Genomic DNA, 15,012 nt, shown 5'->3' on the forward strand with positions numbered 1-15,012 from the left:
GTCACTTTCGGTTCTTCTTGCGGGAACGGGAGGTGCTGGTGGGATCGAGTGCGTCGCGCAGTGCATCCCCAAACAGGTTGAACGCCAGGCAGATCACGGCGATCGCGATGCCGGGGAAGATGGCAGCCGTGGGAGACCTGAAAATGTACTGCTGTGCATCCGAGAGCATGATACCCAGGCTAGGTGTTGGAGGCTGGATGCCGAGGCCGAGGAAGGACAGCAGTGCTTCGCCGATCACCGCGACCGGCATGATCACAGTGGCTTGGACGATGATCGCCGAGGCCGCGTTGGGCAGCACGTGCTGAGCCATGATCCGCAGCCCCGAGGCATCCATGGTGCGCGCCCCCAAGACAAAGTCGCTTTCCTTGATCCGCAGCGTCTCGCCGCGGACCACCCGGATCATGGTGGGGATCTGCGCGATCCCCAGGGCGATCGCGGCGTTGGACAGGCTCGGACCGCTGATCGCGGCCAGCCCGACGGCGATGATCAGGAACGGGAACGCCAGGGTGACGTCGGTGAGGCGGGAGATGACGGCGTCGAACCCTTTCCAGTAGCCGGCCAGCAGCCCCAGAGGCGTGCCGATGACGACGGCGAGCAGCACCGACAGCGCACCCACCTGGAGCGACGCCTGCATGCCGAAGAGCATGCGGGAGAAGATGTCCCGGCCCAGGTCGTCGGTGCCCAGGAGGAACCCGACGGTCAGGGGGTCCTGGAAGGGTGCCTCGAAGTGGACCTCGGTGGGGTCATAGGGAGCGATCACCGGGGCCAGCACGGCGGCGAGGACCACCAGCGCCAGCATGATGCCGCCGGCAATGCCGAGCGGGTTCCGGCGCAGCGAGCGCCAGATCCGGCCACGCGCCGAGCCGAGGCCCGCGGTTTCCGCTCCGGTGCCCGGACCGTTGCCCGGTCCGGCGCCTGGGCCGGAGCCTGTGGGGGCGATTTCTGTGGCGGCCATCAGTTGGCTCCTCCGACTCGGATTTTCGGGTTGACGACTGAGTACAGGATGTCCACGGCCAGGTTGATCACAATGTAGGAAACGGTGATGATCAGGACCACGGCCTGGATGACCGGGTAGTCACGGGTAAACACTGCGTCGAGGGTGAGCTTCCCGAAGCCGGGAAGCGCGAAGATCCGTTCGGTCACCACAGCACCGGAGATCAGCCCACCGAGTTGCAGGCCAACGATGGTCACAACCACGATCAGCGAGTTCCGCAGGCCGTAGCGCATCAGGACCCTGCCCCGGCCCAGGCCCTTGGCCCGGGCGGTGCGCACATAGTCGGTGTTCATCGTTTCGATCATCGACGCGCGGGTCTGCCGCATGATCACCGCGGCCAGTCCGGTGCCCAGGATGATCGCCGGGAGGGTGAGGTAATAGAGGCCGCGCAGCGGGTCGCTGGCGACGTCAACGTAGCCCGACGCCGGGAACCAGCCGAGCGTCACCGCCAGGTAGAGGATCGCGAGGATTCCCAGCCAGAAGTTCGGGACCGACAATCCGATAAGCGCGAACCCGTTGGCCAGCCATTCCGGCCACCGCCCGCGGAACCGTTCGGCGATGACGCCAAAGAGGATGCCGACGACGACCGCGACGACGATCGCGTAGGCCGACAGCCATAGCGTGACCGGCAGGGTGGTGGCGATGAGCTCGGTAACCGGGGTCCCGGTGCGGGTGGACTCGCCGAAGTCACCGCGGGAGATGTTCCCGAGGAACGTCAAGTACTGGCTGGTCAGCGACTCGTTCAACCCCAGCTGCTCGCGGATGGCCTCCACCCGTTCGGGGGTGGCTTCCTCCCCGGCCATGGCCAGTGCCGGGTCGCCGGGTAGCTGGCGGACGCCGATGAACACCACCAGTGATGCCAGGATCAGGGTGAGCGCCGACTGCCAGAGCCGGGTGCCGACGTAGCGGATCATGGCTGTGCCCCTTCGGTCTCGATGAAGGCCACGTTGGACAGGTGCACCACGCCATCGGCGAAGGTTTCCACCCCGGCGATGTTGGTGGTGTAGGCGGTCAGGCTGCGCACCCGGTAGAGGTAGATCAGTGGGTTGTCTACCTGGATCTTCTCGACCACCTGGCCATACAGTTCGGCGCGTTCGTCGTCGTCAGTGGCCTGCGCTGCCTGCCGGAGCAGGGTGTCTGCCTCCTCAACGCTGTAACCGGAGTAGTTGTTGCCTCCCCCGGTGGAGAGGAAGTTGAACATGTTGCCGTGCGGGTCGACGCGGCCGGACCAGCCGAGCTGCAGCATCTCGAAGTCACCGCGTGACTGCACATCCAGCAGGGTGGAGTACTCGACCGGGACGATCTTCAGGCTGAACGCACCCTCCTCGGAGACGGCGGCCTGGAGGGCCTGCGCGAACCGGAGCGTGTCGGGAGCGTTGGAGACCTGCATTTCGATGTCGTAGGGAGTTTCGATGCCGGCCTCCTCCAGCAGGGCGACGGCGCCTTCCGGGTCGAACGGCGGGCAGTCTTCGCTGAGCTCTGAGGTGAAGGGGCTTTCCGGGGAGATGGGCGAACAGGCCGGCTGGTACCAGCTGTTGAACACGGTGTTCACCAGGGCTTCGCGGTCAATCGACATGGACAGGGCCATCCGCACCGCTGCCTCCTGCGCCAGCGGAGTGTCGATGGTGCCGACCGGTTCGCCGACTCCCTCGGTGTTGCCGAGGTTGATGGTCAGACCCTGGTAGCCGAGGGACCCGACCTGAAGTATGCCGATGCCGTTCTCCTGCGTCAGAGCATCAATGTCCTGCGGCGAGATGGTGTCGGCGACATGGACGTCACCGGATCGCAGGTTTGCCGCGCGGATATTCGCGTCGGTGATGATCCGGTAGGTGATGGTGTCCAGGTGGACGTTCTCGGCGTCGTAGTACAGGGGGTCCCGTTCGACGGAAATCGAGGTCTGCGGCACCCGGTCGACGAATTTGAACGGCCCCACGCAGACGGGGTTGTCACCGAAGTTCTCCCCCGTCGCGTCAAGGGCCTCGGGTGAGAGCATCATCCCGGCCCGGTCGGCCAGTGCAGCGGTCAGCGGCGCGAAGGGCGTCTCGTAGGTGATCTCAACCGTGTACTCGTCGGTCGCTTCGATGCTGGTGATCGGTCCGAGCTCGCTGGCACGGGAGGATCCCTCGAGGTTGAGGTGCCGGTCGAGTGTCTGACGGACCGCCTCGGCGTTAAACTCGGCGCCGTCGGCGAACACGGCGTCCTGACGGACCGGGATGGAGATGGTGAGTCCGTCCTCGGAGACCTCGGGGAGTTCAGTGGCGAGCTGGGGAACCAGCTCGCCCGACGCATCGATGTCGTAGAGCTTCTGGCACATGGTCTGCATGACGTAGCGCGTGTAGAGCGACGACGACGTCGTCGGGTCCAGGCGATCCGGTTCGGCGGAGAGCGCCATCACCAGGTCCCCGCCCTCGACAATGGTCTTGCCGTCGAGGGACGCGGTGGTGACCTCTTCGCGCTCGGGTGCTGGTTCAAGAGCCTGTAGTGGCTGGCAGGCGGTCATCGCGAGGGCCACGGCGGCGGCGCTGGCAAACACGCCGGCCAGTTTGAACGGCGACCGTGATCGCGTGTCAGGCGTTTCCGGTGTGTCGGGCGTTTCCGGCGGGGCCGGTGGCGTCAGTGGTGTGGGCGGCATTTTCATCCTTGGCTCAGGAGGCGGGGACTGCATGTGGTGCAGGTCTCATGTGACCGATTGCATACAACAATAAACTTGAAGGTGTATTTTGTATACATGCCGTTCGAAATGTGACGGTTCGTATAGCAAGACTCTGCACACCAGCTCTCACCGCACGGAGGATCCCATGAAGCGTCAGCCTGTCCCCACCGACCGGCTCCACCTGTGGCTCATGCTGACCCTTACCTTTTCCACCGGCGTCGTGGATGCCGTCGGTTTCCTGGGCCTGGACCAGGTCTTCACCGGAAACATGACCGGAAACGTCGTGCTGCTGGGCATGGCTATTGCCGGGGGCAGCGACCTGCCGGTACTGAGACCTGCCCTGGCGTTGCTCTTCTTCATGGTCGGCGCCGTCATTGGCGGGCGGGTGTTGCGGAAGGCACCCGAGGGGTGGAGCGGACGCACCTCGTTGACCTTTCTCACGGTGACCGTGCTCATCGGCGGTTTGGCTCTCTTCACCGCCCTCATCGATGTCACCGACGATCATCTGCTGGGCAGCATCACCACCAGCACGCTCGCCCTGGCCATGGGTGTTCAGGCCGCCACGGCAAAACGCCTCAAGGTCGCCGAGATCACCACCGTCGTCGTGACCTCCACGATCACCGGGCTGGCCTCGGACTCACGCCTCGCCGGAGGGAAGAGTCCCTTCTGGGCACGCCGGGCACTCGCCATCGCACTGATTCTGGTCGGCGCCCTCGTGGGAGCGGCCGCACTGCACATCGACCTCTGGGTCGGGATTGCACTCTCGGCCGTCCTGTCGGCAGTGGTGACGCTGATCGGCCAGCTCCGGCACCGCAAGGACAAGCGGGCAGCAGCGGCAGCGGTCGAATCCGGGCTGAAGTCGGTGACCGCCAGCTAGGAGCCCGCGCCGGCGCTCTAGTCCCACAGCGGGTTCCTTCTTTCCCACCGGCAGCGCTTAGTCACTGGGAATGTCTGGACTATCCCACTGAACGGTCCCCATCGGTGGGAAGCAAGCTGGCCCGCACCACTGTACGCTCGACATTTAAGGCATTTCGGCCGGTTCGAGAAGGGTAACGGCGTGAGCGAGGACAGGGCGATCCCGGGCGGAGTACTGATTGCCGGTTGCGGTGATCTGGGGACCGAAGCCGGGCTGAGATTCGCGGCGGCCGGACACCGGGTGACCGGGTGGCGGAGGTCGGCGGACAAGCTACCGGCACACTTCGACGGGGTCGCCGTGGATCTCACCGGCGAGTTGCCGACCATCCCGCTGGACACGAACATTGTGGTGATGGCTACCGCAGCCGACGGCCGCACCGAGGACGCCTACCGTGCCGCCTATCTGGAGGCCACCGGCAATCTCCTCGACGCCCTGGACCGGGACGGCATCGACGCACGCATACTCCTGGTGTCCTCCACCGCCGTGTACGGGGGCGACGACGGCGAGTGGATCGACGAATCCCACCCCGTGGCTCCGGCCACCCCAACGGCGACCATCCTGGCCAGCACCGAGGAGCTCCTGCGAGCCCGCCGCCCGGACGCCATTATCCTGCGGCTGTCGGGGATCTACGGGCCCGGGCGTACCCGGCTGATCGACCAGCTGACGGCGGGAACCGCCGTCGTCCCGCAGGAGATCCAGTGGACCAACCGGATCCACCGCGATGACGCGGCCGCGGCCATTGTGCACCTGACCACGCAGGTCAGCAACCCCGGGACCGAGTACATCGGGGTCGACAATGAACCCGTTGACCAGGGTGAGGTGGTCGAGTTCCTCGCCGCGCAGTTGGGTCTACCGACCCCGCCGGTGGGACCGTCGTCGTCGGCCAGGACCGGCGGAACGAAGCGGGGAACCGGGAAGCGCCTCAGCAACGCGGCGCTGCTGGCCACGGGGTTCGGGTTTACCTATCCGACGTTCCGCGAGGGGTACCTGGCCGTCATCAATGGTGACGGGGTCAGGCACCCCTAGCCCTCGTGCCGGGCCGGTTAGTGAACGGCTGGTACTCCGGCGCCGTCGACTGGAGCCTCTGCGGCGTCGACCGGCGTGTCTTCGGGCTTCCGGATGAAGAAGGCCGCTACGACGGCGAACATGAAGACGATCGCGCCGCAGAAGAACGCGGCCTGGATGCCACCGGCTTCGGCGGCCACCTCGGAGGCGCCGTCGTCGAGCAGTGCGGTGGCCTGGATGGTCAGGACCGAGATGAACAGGGCGGTGCCTGCAGCACCCGCAAGCTGCTGGACGGTGCCCACGATGGCACTGCCGTGTGAGTAGAGCTGCGGGCGGACGGACCCGAGAGCCGAGGTCAGCAGCGGGGTGAACATCAGGGCGAGGCCGATGCTGAGGAAGACGTGGGCCACCATCACCATGAGGAAGGGGGTGGTTTCGCTGAGCATCGTCAGACCCCAGAAAACCAGGCTGACAAGGATCGCGCCCGGCACCACGAGGACCCGGGGGCCGCGCCTGTCATAGATGCGGCCGACTATCGGGCCGAGCAGTCCCATGGTCAGGCCGCCCGGGAACAGCAGCATACCCGCTACCACTGGGGAGAGCCCGAGCACGTTCTGGACGTAGAGGGGCAGCAGGATGATGGTTCCGAAAAGCGCCATCATGGACACCGAAATGACCAGGATGGAGATGGTGAAGGTGCGGGACTTGAAGGTCCGCAGGTCCAGCAGGGCACGGTCGGCGCGCTGCAGGCTGCGCTGCCGGAGGATGAACAGCACCAGGGCCACACCGCCGACGACGAGTGGCAGCCAGGGTGGCACCGGTCCCCCGCCTTCGGCAGCCTCGCCGAACTGGCTGAGACCGTAGATGATCCCACCGAAGGCAAGCGCCGAGAGGATGACCGAGAGGACGTCAATGGGCAGGCGGCGTGGCGTGGTGACGTTCTGGATGCGGGTGGCACCGAGGACCAGTGCGCCGACGGCGATGGGGAGGACCAGCCAGAACAGCCAGCGCCAGTCCAGCACGCTGAGGATCAGGCCGGACACGGTGGGGCCGATGGCCGGCGCCACGGAGATCACGATGGCGATATTGCCCATGGTACGGCCGCGGGAGGCCGGGGGGACGAGCGTCATCACGGTGGTCATCAGGAGCGGCATCATGATGGCGGTGCCGCTGGCCTGGATGATCCTGCCGACCAGGAGCACCTCAAACCCTGGGGCGAGCGCCGAGACCAGGGTGCCGAGGCTGAACAGGGACATGGCGGCCATGAATACGGGACGGGTATGGAACCGTTGCAGCAGGAACCCGGTGACCGGGATGACCACTGCCATGGTGAGCATGAAGGCCGTGGTGAGCCACTGCCCGGCGCTGACGGTGATGCCCAGGTCAACCGTGAGTGTCTGCAGCGCAACGCTCATGATCGTCTCGTTCAGGATCACCACAAAAGCCGACACCAGCAGCAGCGAGATCACCAGCCGGTTGCGTTTGGCGTTGTCGATGTCGTCCGGACGCTCGGCCGACTGGGTCTCAGTGGCGGGCGGGGCACTATGGGGCACGGAAGGTCCTTCGAAAGGGTGTGGGCGCGGAAATCCTACTAGCGGCAACGCCGGGAGGATTGGCTTCTATTCCGGCCTGATTTTGGCGGGCGCCTATTGACGGCTGTCCCCGGACGACGTCGGCACGTACCCGAGCATCTTGTCCACCGGATGGGGCAGCGCCTTCCCGGCATGCCAGGTGAGGAAGTTGCGTTCGAACTGAAGCGCCAGATCGTCCAGCCAGGAGTCGGCGTCGCTGGCCATGTGGGGTGAGATGAGCACCTGGTCCATCCCCCAGAGCGGGCTGGAGGGCGGTAGCGGCTCGACGGCGAAGGTGTCCAGCACTGCCCCGGCGATGCCACCGTTGTCGAGCACGCGCACCAATGCCGCCTCATCCACCAGCTTTCCCCTCCCCACGTTGATCAGGACCGAGGTGGAAGCCATGGCGTCAAGCACCGCGGCGCTGACCATTCCGTTGGTCTGTGGGGTCAGCGGTGCCACCAGGACCAGATAGTCGTAGCCGCCGGCCAGGGCCGCCAGGTCGGAGCTGGCATGGACTGTACCGAAGTCGGGGTCGTTCGTGCGGGCGTTCCGGCCGGCGCCGTCGACCCTGGCTCCGGCCGCCGTCAGGAGCCGTGCGGTGCACCGCCCGATGCTGCCGGTGCCCACCACGAGGACCCGGGAACCGGCGATGTTCCGGGTGGTGCGTCGACCCCAGACCAACTGGCGCTGAAAGTCCCGGGTCTGACCGAAGCCTTTGGCGGCGAAGAGCATGGCGCCGAGTACGTACTCGGCCATGGGGCGATCAAACACGCCGTGCGCATTGGTCACGGTGACCGGCGAGTTGACCAGTCCCGGGAACAGCAGTTTGTCGACGCCGGCCGCCGCCACGTGGAGCCACTGCAGGGAACCTGCGTGTTGCCAGGCCGGTTCCAGTGCGCCCGAGAAGAAATCCCAGAGGTAGAGCACGTCGGCCCCGTCGATGGCTGCCGGCAGGCCGGCCGCGTCCGTCTCGCGGATGTCCGCGAGAGCTGCGACGCGCTCCAGTCCGATCACGGGCCGGTCCCCCACCAGGACTGCGACGATGGGCCTGCGGTCGGCGGGGGTGGAACTGGAAGGGGTAGAACTGGTGAGGTTGGACGAGGTCATGGTCAGCATTTTCCCACGGCACACCCCAGGTGAAGCACGAGCGGACGGCCGCGCTGCACTCGTTGAGCCGAGCGCTACTGGTGGCTCCGCGGCGAAGATCGGCTATCCCTGTGGCGGTAAATTAGTTCTAGCCTGGAAGAAATAGGATCAGGGTGGAACCAACAGACCTGAGGAGACCGATCATGGCGAGCAGTGGAGAAGTGGCAGTCGCACGTGCGGTGCTGATTCACGGACCCTTGTCCCGGGCAGCGCTGACGGCACGGCTCGACCTGTCGGCCGCCAGCCTGACCCGTCTGGCGAAACCCTTGCTGGATAGCGGGGTACTCGTGGAGGTCAACGACGTCGCCGACGGTTCAGTGGGACGCCCATCGCGGCCACTCGACATCGCCCCCCATAAAGGCCGATTCGTCGGGGTGAAGCTCACGGGAACCCACCTTTACGCCGTATCGACCGGAATTCGGGCGGAACCGATGGCATGGATTGATCACCCGCTAACGGACCGCAGCCCGGGGGGCGTCATCGACGACATAGCCCGCAGCATCAACAATCTGGAGATCGAGGACCTCACCGGCGTCGGCGTCAGCCTGGGCGGCTTTGTTCGGCACGGGGTCGTGGAGCACGCACCCTTTCTGGAGTGGCACGGCGTCCACCTCGCGGAGCTGCTGTCGGAACGCGTGGGCGCACCAGTCACCGTCGAAAACGACGTCGTCGCCCTCGCCGAAGCAGAGCGCTGGTTCGGCATAGGCCGCGACCTTCCGGGATTCGCGATCGTCACGATCGGAGCGGGTGTCGGCTACGGCCTGGTGGTGGGCGGCCAGGCTGTGCGTACCGTCGACGCCGGAGCGGGCACCGGCGGTCACATCCCGCTCGCAGCGGGCGGACCCGTGTGCCCAGATGGCCATCGGGGCTGCGCACAGGCCGTGCTCACATCCGGAGCGATCGCAGGGCAGGTTTCGGCTGCACTCCAGAGGCCCGTCAGCTACGACGAAGTCCTCCGGTTGGCATCCGCCGGTGAGCCTTCAGCACAGACCGTGGTCAACGCGGCGGGCGATGCCCTCGGCAGATTCATCGCCCTTGCGGCCAATCTCACCCTTCAATCCTCGGTGGTGCTGGCCGGTGAGGGAATCGGAATTTACGACCTCGTTGCCCACCGCGTCACCAATGCTGTCCACGCTGAGCGGGGGCCCAACGCCGAACCGGTACACATTCACGTGGACCGCTCCGGTTTCCGCGCGTGGGCGCGGGGAGCGGCCGCTGTCTCGATCCAAACGGCAATCCACCGGCTTCCCGCCTAGCGGGGCAGGTGCGGCCCGCCGGAGCGTTCGGCGCGTCATGCCCGTCAGAGCATGCCGCTCAGAGAAAGGCGAGGATCTCCTGCAGGACGTCCTCGGGCGCCTCCTCGGGGAGGTAGTGTCCGGCATCGAGCGCGCGGCCGGTGGCAGTTGGGGCCACCGCCCGCCAGAGGGCCAGCGGGTCGAACTGCTTGCCGACGACTCCGTGCTCGCCCCACAGGACCCGCAGCGGGGTGTCGATCAGGAGACCGTGGTTCCGGTCGTGGCGGTCGTGCTCCAGGTCGATGGTCGACGACGCCCGGTAGTCCTCACACATGGCGTGCACCGCACCGGGCCTGGACAGGGCGCCAACATACCGGTCCAGGACCTCTGCCGGGAACGGGGCGAGCCCGGCGTACCGGCTGCCCATCAGATTCTCGATGTAGGCCCTCGGGTTGGCTTCGATCAGCGACTCGGGCAACGGCTCCGGCTGGATCAGGAAGAACCAGTGGAAGTAGGCCTCGGCGAACGCCCGGTCTGTGGATTCATACATGTCAAGGGTCGGGGCGATGTCCAAAAGGATCGCGGCGGTCACCCGGTCCGGGTAATCGGCGACCAGCCGGTGGGCCACGCGGGCGCCCCGGTCGTGGGCGCAGACCGCGAACTGTTCGAAGCCGCGCTCAGCACCGAAGTGTTGCATCAGCAGCGCCTGATCCCGGGCCATGGTGCGCTTGCTGTAGGTGAGGTGCTGCGGGTCGCTGGCCGGCAGACCCGACGAGCCATAACCCCGCAGGTCCGGCATCACCACCGTGTACTTTTCCGCGAGCCGGTCGGCGATCTTGTGCCACATCAGGTGGGACTCCGGGTGCCCATGCAGCAACAGGAGAGCCGGCTTCGGATCGGCGGTCGGACGGGAGATCCGGCCTGCGATCTCGACGCCGTCAATCGTCGTCGCGAATTCCGTAAAAGCCTCAAACATTCAGCACTTCCTGTTCTGGTGGCAGCCTGAACCCACAGTAGTTGTACTTCACGTCTCCGCCGCGGTTGGGCGTTAAACGACGACTGACCGCCGGACCGTTCTCCTGCGGTCAGTCGTCGTTGATCTATTTACTGCGCGGGTGCCGGAAAACGGTCCCAGACGCGGTGCTTGGCCAGCAGTTCACCTAGAGCGGTGAGCACAGGTGTGGCGTCACCGGTCACCACGCCCGGCGCATCGATGCTGATGGCACTGGCCTGCAGCACTGCTGCCACGTCGCCTACGCCACCGATGGCCTTGGAGTGCCTGAACGCCTCGGAAAGAAGCAGGGCAACCCGTGGGTCAATGGTGCCCCCCGGGGATCCTGCCTTCGCGTCCCGGCTGTTGGCGGCGTCGTCGCCCGGTGTCGCAGCGCCGGCGACGATCAGTGCGTCGAACTCGGTGGAGCGGGCGGTGAGGTAGGTCCGCTGGACCACCATGCCGCCGTCGAGCTTCCCGCCGGTGGGAGCGATGAGCAGCGGAACCATCCCGGCGTCGTGAATACCGCTGGTCAAGGTGGCAACGGCCGTGAGGTCGCTGTTGGCGTCGGCGATGATGCCGATGATCCGGCCGTCGACCGGCCAGGTGCCGCCGATCTGCGAGACGGTGGGGCTTGGCTCGTGATCCTCGACCTGCACGGTTGGTGCTGGAGCTGTGAGACCGAGACCCAGGGCTACCTCGGCAGCGAGACGCTCGTCGATGTTGGCCAGATGCTGGAGCTGGCGAACCCGCAGGGTCTCTTCGTAGACCTTGCCCAGTTCGAAGGTGTAGGAGGAGATGACGTGGTCCTGCTCCAGCGGGGTCAGGGACTTGAAGAACATCCGCACCTGGCTGAAGTGGTCCTCGAACGTGGCGGGGCTTTCCCTCACCTTCTGCGACGCGGGCAGTTCCTCAGGCACCTCAATGTAGGCGCTCATGTCCTCGCCCGCGAGGAATGGGCATCCGCCGTCGAGCGAGTTGGGCCGGTAGGGCGCCACTCCGCCGTGGACCGCTGTCTGGTGCATTCCGTCCCGGAGCATGTCATTGACCGGTGCGTGGGGTCGGTTGATCGGCAGCTGGGCGAAGTTCGGCCCTCCGAGACGACTGATCTGGGTATCGATGTAGGAGAACAGCCGGCCCTGCAGCAGGGGGTCGTTCGTGACGTCGATGCCCGGTACCAGGTGCCCCGGGTGGAAGGCGATCTGCTCTGTCTCAGCGAAGTAGTTGGTCGGATTTGCGTTCAGGGTCATCGTGCCGATGATCTGGACGGGAGCCAACTCTTCTGGGACAAACTTGGTGGGGTCCAGCAGGTCGATGCCTTCGAACATTTCGTCTTCGGTATCAGGGAACGTCTGGATGCCCAGGTCCCACTGCGGGAAGGCGCCGGCCTCAATCGAGTCGGCGAGGTCGCGGCGGTGGAAGTCGGGGTCCATGCCGTTGATGATCTGGGCTTCTTCCCAGACCAGCGAATGCACGCCCTGCTTGGGCTTCCAGTGGATCTTCACCAGCGTGGTCTCGCCCGCCTTGTTCTGGAGCCGGAAGGTGTGGACGCCGAAGCCTTCCATCGTCCGGTACGACCGCGGGATTCCTCGATCGGACATGTTCCACATGGTGTGCGCCTGCGCTTCGCTATGCAGGGAGACGAAATCCCAGAACGTGTCGTGGGCACTCTGCGCCTGGGGGATCTCGCGGTCCGGGTGCGGTTTGCCTGCGTGGATCACGTCGGGGAACTTGATGGAGTCCTGGATGAAAAACACCGGGATGTTGTTTCCCACGAGGTCGTAGGTGCCCTCGTCGGTGTAGAACTTGGTGGCGAAGCCGCGGGTATCGCGCACCGCGTCAGCTGAGCCTCGCGAGCCCAACACTGTGGAGAATCGCACGAAGACTGGCGTCTCGACGTCTTTGGCGAGGAAGCCAGCCTTCGTGACGCCTGCTGCGGCACCATTGGCCACAAAGGTTCCATGAGCACCAGCGCCGCGGGCGTGGACGACACGCTCCGGGATGCGCTCGTGGTCGAAATGGGTAATCTTTTCGCGCAGGTGGTGGTCCTGCAGGAGCACCGGACCGCGGGGGCCCGCCTTAAGTGAGTGATCGGTGTCAGCGACCCGCGTGCCCTGGGCGGTGGTGAGGAAGCGCCCGCTCTGCGAGTTGACCGTTTTTGCTGCTCCGGTGGGGGTGCCGGTGGGCGACACCGTCTCGGGTGCGCCCTGATCTGGTTTGGGCGGCAGTGGCTCGCGAGGTTCCACCGGCTCCGTCAGGCTGGGAGGCTCCACCGAAGGTGCCCCGGGGATAGGCGGGGTGGTGCTCGGTGAATTCTCATCAGTCATTGATCGCTCCAAACGCTCGGATGGGGCAGTGTTCCTGCTCCACCTTCCCAGCCTACACTTAATACTAAGCAGGCTTTGTAGTTTGACGAGATGGTTAGACCGGAGTAAAGGTTCCCGGGATGTCGGCGACCTTCCTGCGGATCTGATACACCAACCAGTCGACCAGTAGCCGACCCGCCGCAGGATGGTTCGCATCCGTGTCGTGCTGCTGGGCGTGCCAGCGCATCACGTCCTCGTTGGCGGGACTGTTGTTGAGCAGCCAGGTGAGTGGGCACTCTTCCAGCGCTCTGGGGTGTGGTGCACCCAACCGCGCGAACTGCCAGTGGTAGGCCAACCCGCCGAGGTAGGTGCGCGGAGCCGCCGGATGAATGTCCAGCGTGAATCCTTCCGCCCACCGCGCCGCCTCGGCGGCGGGGATGGGGCGGGAGAAGTAGTATCCCTGCCCCAGGGGCGAGCCGAGGACGACGGCGGCCTCAGTTATCCCCAAATCCTCCAGTCCTTCGATGGCCACATTCATTCCAAAATCCCGGCCCATCTGGATAAGCGAGGCAATCATGCTCAGTGTTTCCACCGGCTTCCTCCGGATTTCGGACAGCAGTTCGCGGTCCAGTTTGATCGCGCTGAACGGGAGGGCGGAGAGCCGTTTGAGGCTGCTGTAGCCGGCCCCCAGGTCATCCATGGCCAGCCCGACGCCGAGCGCCACCAGCTGGTCCAGAGCATCCCGCTGCACCTCCCACTCGAGGGTCTGGGATTCGAGCAGTTCAAGACCCAGCCTGTCCGCGGACACCCCATGACGCTGCAGCGAGCTGCGCACCAGGTCCAGGCACTCGGGGTTCAGCAGGGTACTGGGAGGAAGGTTCACCGAGATATTCGCGTGGAGGCCGTCCCTATCCCAGGCGGCAACCCATCCCACCGCCATATCAATCATCTGCGCAAACAGGTCATCAAGCTCAACGTCCGACAAATAGGGGAGGAATTCGCCAGGAGCCACCAGGCGCCCATCAGGCATCCGCAGCCGGGCCAGCGCCTCAAACAAATGGACAGACCCATCCCGCAGGTCGATGACGGGCTGCATGTGCGCTTCCAAGCCACCCGACCGCAGTTCCTTCCGGTAGGCCTCGATGACATCGGCGTCGGGACGCGGCCCCGCACCCGCGACCCCGGCGTGCAGGTACGTCAGGTTGGATCCAGCCTCGGCGAGTGGCTCAATCGCTGCAAGCGTCCACCACCGCGCACGGTTCGTTTTCGTCTTCTTCGATTGATAGAGCGCATCATCGGCGCTGCGCAGCAGGGACGCCATGTCACAGCCATCCCGGGGAAACAGCGCCAGCCCCATGCTCATACCCACCCTGACACTCCTGCCCGAGGCAAGGAACGGCCGCTCCACGGCAGTGTGGAGCAGGTCGAGGATGTTGGCGAGCACAGCCGGCGCGGAAGCCCGGTCAATATCCTGCACCACCAGGACGAATTCGTCACCGCCCATCCGGCCGAGGAAGTCGCCGTCGCGCAGGTTGGCCTGCATCCGCACTCCCCATTCCTTGAGCAGCTGGTCACCGGCCTCATGGCCAAAGGCGTTGTTGACCGCACGAAAGTCGTCGAGGTCGATCATGCCAACCGCCGCCGTGACTTCGGAATGATCCCCGACGGTGAAGATTTCCGACAGCCGCTCCGCGAGCGCCACCCGGTTGGGCAGTCCGGTCACGGGATCGTGCAACGCCTGGAACCGGAGCTGTTCGTGCAGTGCCATTCGGGTGTTGATGTCGCGCTGGACGCTGACGAAATGGGTCACCTTTCCCGCAACGTTGCGCAGCGGGGTGATGCTGAGATCGTTCCAGAAGGCCGACCCGTCCTTGCGGTAGTTGAGAATCTCGCCCCGGAAAGGCTCCCCTGCAGCCACCGCAGCCCGCATGGCCCTCTTGGTCTCGGGATCGGATCCGGGCCCCTGCAGCATGCTGCAGTTCCGACCCATCACATCCTCCGGCCGATGTCCGGTAATGGCGGTGAACGAGTCGGAGACATGGAGGATTCGCTGGTGCGCGTCGGTGATCAGGGATACTTCCGACATGGCAGCGTGTGCCTGCGCGAACAGCGAATCAGGCAGGCCCTCCCCCTTGAACCGAGATCCCCATTTCAGCGCCATTCAGATCATTCCCCTGAGAACTACCGCACAC

At 65.6% G+C, this 15,012-nt stretch carries 11 protein-coding genes; 3 read left to right on the forward strand and 8 right to left on the reverse strand.

Annotation, left to right across the window (positions count from 1 at the left end; translation table 11 throughout):
• Position 1 precedes the first annotated feature (1 nt).
• The 3 genes from H4V95_RS15070 to H4V95_RS15080 are packed head-to-tail and all read right to left on the reverse strand — an operon-like array spanning position 2 to position 3,626.
• Entirely contained in the window at positions 2-955 is a 954-nt protein-coding gene (locus tag H4V95_RS15070; RefSeq protein ID WP_196867181.1) for an ABC transporter permease, read from the reverse strand.
• Complete coding sequence (locus H4V95_RS15075) at positions 955-1,908, reverse strand: ABC transporter permease (protein ID WP_196867182.1); 954 nt, start codon at positions 1,906-1,908, stop codon at positions 955-957. Before H4V95_RS15075 ends, H4V95_RS15070 begins: the two co-directional genes overlap by 1 nt.
• Positions 1,905-3,626 (reverse strand): ABC transporter substrate-binding protein, encoded by a 1,722-nt coding sequence (locus tag H4V95_RS15080; protein WP_209730951.1) that lies wholly within the window; start codon positions 3,624-3,626, stop codon positions 1,905-1,907. Before H4V95_RS15080 ends, H4V95_RS15075 begins: the two co-directional genes overlap by 4 nt.
• Positions 3,627-3,792: 166 nt before the next feature.
• Between H4V95_RS15080 and H4V95_RS15085 the strand changes: the two genes are divergently transcribed.
• Positions 3,793-4,524 (forward strand): YoaK family protein, encoded by a 732-nt coding sequence (locus tag H4V95_RS15085; RefSeq protein WP_196867184.1) that lies wholly within the window; start codon positions 3,793-3,795, stop codon positions 4,522-4,524.
• Positions 4,525-4,704: 180 nt separating this feature from the next.
• Positions 4,705-5,589 (forward strand): SDR family oxidoreductase, encoded by an 885-nt coding sequence (locus H4V95_RS15090; RefSeq protein WP_196867185.1) that lies wholly within the window; start codon positions 4,705-4,707, stop codon positions 5,587-5,589.
• A gap of 17 nt (positions 5,590-5,606) precedes the next feature.
• On the opposite strand, the gene H4V95_RS15095 is transcribed toward H4V95_RS15090, so the two are convergent.
• Positions 5,607-7,121 (reverse strand): MDR family MFS transporter, encoded by a 1,515-nt coding sequence (locus H4V95_RS15095; protein WP_395939848.1) that lies wholly within the window; start codon positions 7,119-7,121, stop codon positions 5,607-5,609.
• Positions 7,122-7,214: 93 nt separating this feature from the next.
• Positions 7,215-8,249 carry a D-2-hydroxyacid dehydrogenase gene (locus H4V95_RS15100; RefSeq protein WP_209730952.1) on the reverse strand — a complete coding sequence of 345 codons (1,035 nt, stop codon included), beginning with the start codon at positions 8,247-8,249 and terminating at the stop codon, positions 7,215-7,217.
• A 182-nt stretch (positions 8,250-8,431) separates the two neighbouring features.
• On the opposite strand from H4V95_RS15100, the gene H4V95_RS15105 reads away from it, so the two are divergent.
• A complete protein-coding gene (locus tag H4V95_RS15105; protein WP_209730953.1) occupies positions 8,432-9,544 on the forward strand; it encodes an ROK family protein in 1,113 nt (370 codons plus the stop codon).
• Between the two features lie 58 nt (positions 9,545-9,602).
• Here H4V95_RS15105 and H4V95_RS15110 read toward each other — a convergent pair whose 3' ends face one another.
• From H4V95_RS15110 to H4V95_RS15120, 3 genes are all read right to left on the reverse strand, one after another.
• Complete coding sequence (locus tag H4V95_RS15110) at positions 9,603-10,499, reverse strand: alpha/beta fold hydrolase (protein WP_209730954.1); 897 nt, start codon at positions 10,497-10,499, stop codon at positions 9,603-9,605.
• Between the two features lie 128 nt (positions 10,500-10,627).
• Entirely contained in the window at positions 10,628-12,841 is a 2,214-nt protein-coding gene (locus H4V95_RS15115) for a catalase (RefSeq protein ID WP_196867189.1), read from the reverse strand.
• 94 nt (positions 12,842-12,935) lie between these two features.
• A complete protein-coding gene (locus H4V95_RS15120) occupies positions 12,936-14,981 on the reverse strand; it encodes a bifunctional diguanylate cyclase/phosphodiesterase (protein ID WP_209730955.1) in 2,046 nt (681 codons plus the stop codon).
• Positions 14,982-15,012: the final 31 nt, after the last annotated feature.

This window comes from Arthrobacter sp. CAN_C5, assembly GCF_017875735.1.
Classification (GTDB): Bacteria; Actinomycetota; Actinomycetes; order Actinomycetales; family Micrococcaceae; genus Arthrobacter_D.

Bases quoted from the DNA above. Each gene is read 5' to 3' on its own strand.
- H4V95_RS15070 (WP_196867181.1), bottom strand. From the start codon at position 955: ATGGCCGCCACAGAAATCGCCCCCACAGGCTCCGGCCCAGGCGCCGGA.
- H4V95_RS15115 (WP_196867189.1), bottom strand. From the start codon at position 12,841: ATGACTGATGAGAATTCACCGAGCACCACCCCGCCTATCCCCGGGGCA.
- H4V95_RS15075 (WP_196867182.1), bottom strand. From the start codon at position 1,908: ATGATCCGCTACGTCGGCACCCGGCTCTGGCAGTCGGCGCTCACCCTG.
- H4V95_RS15120 (WP_209730955.1), bottom strand. From the start codon at position 14,981: ATGGCGCTGAAATGGGGATCTCGGTTCAAGGGGGAGGGCCTGCCTGAT.
- H4V95_RS15100 (WP_209730952.1), bottom strand. From the start codon at position 8,249: ATGACCTCGTCCAACCTCACCAGTTCTACCCCTTCCAGTTCCACCCCC.
- H4V95_RS15085 (WP_196867184.1), top strand. From the start codon at position 3,793: ATGAAGCGTCAGCCTGTCCCCACCGACCGGCTCCACCTGTGGCTCATG.
- H4V95_RS15105 (WP_209730953.1), top strand. From the start codon at position 8,432: ATGGCGAGCAGTGGAGAAGTGGCAGTCGCACGTGCGGTGCTGATTCAC.
- H4V95_RS15110 (WP_209730954.1), bottom strand. From the start codon at position 10,499: ATGTTTGAGGCTTTTACGGAATTCGCGACGACGATTGACGGCGTCGAG.
- H4V95_RS15080 (WP_209730951.1), bottom strand. From the start codon at position 3,626: ATGCCGCCCACACCACTGACGCCACCGGCCCCGCCGGAAACGCCCGAC.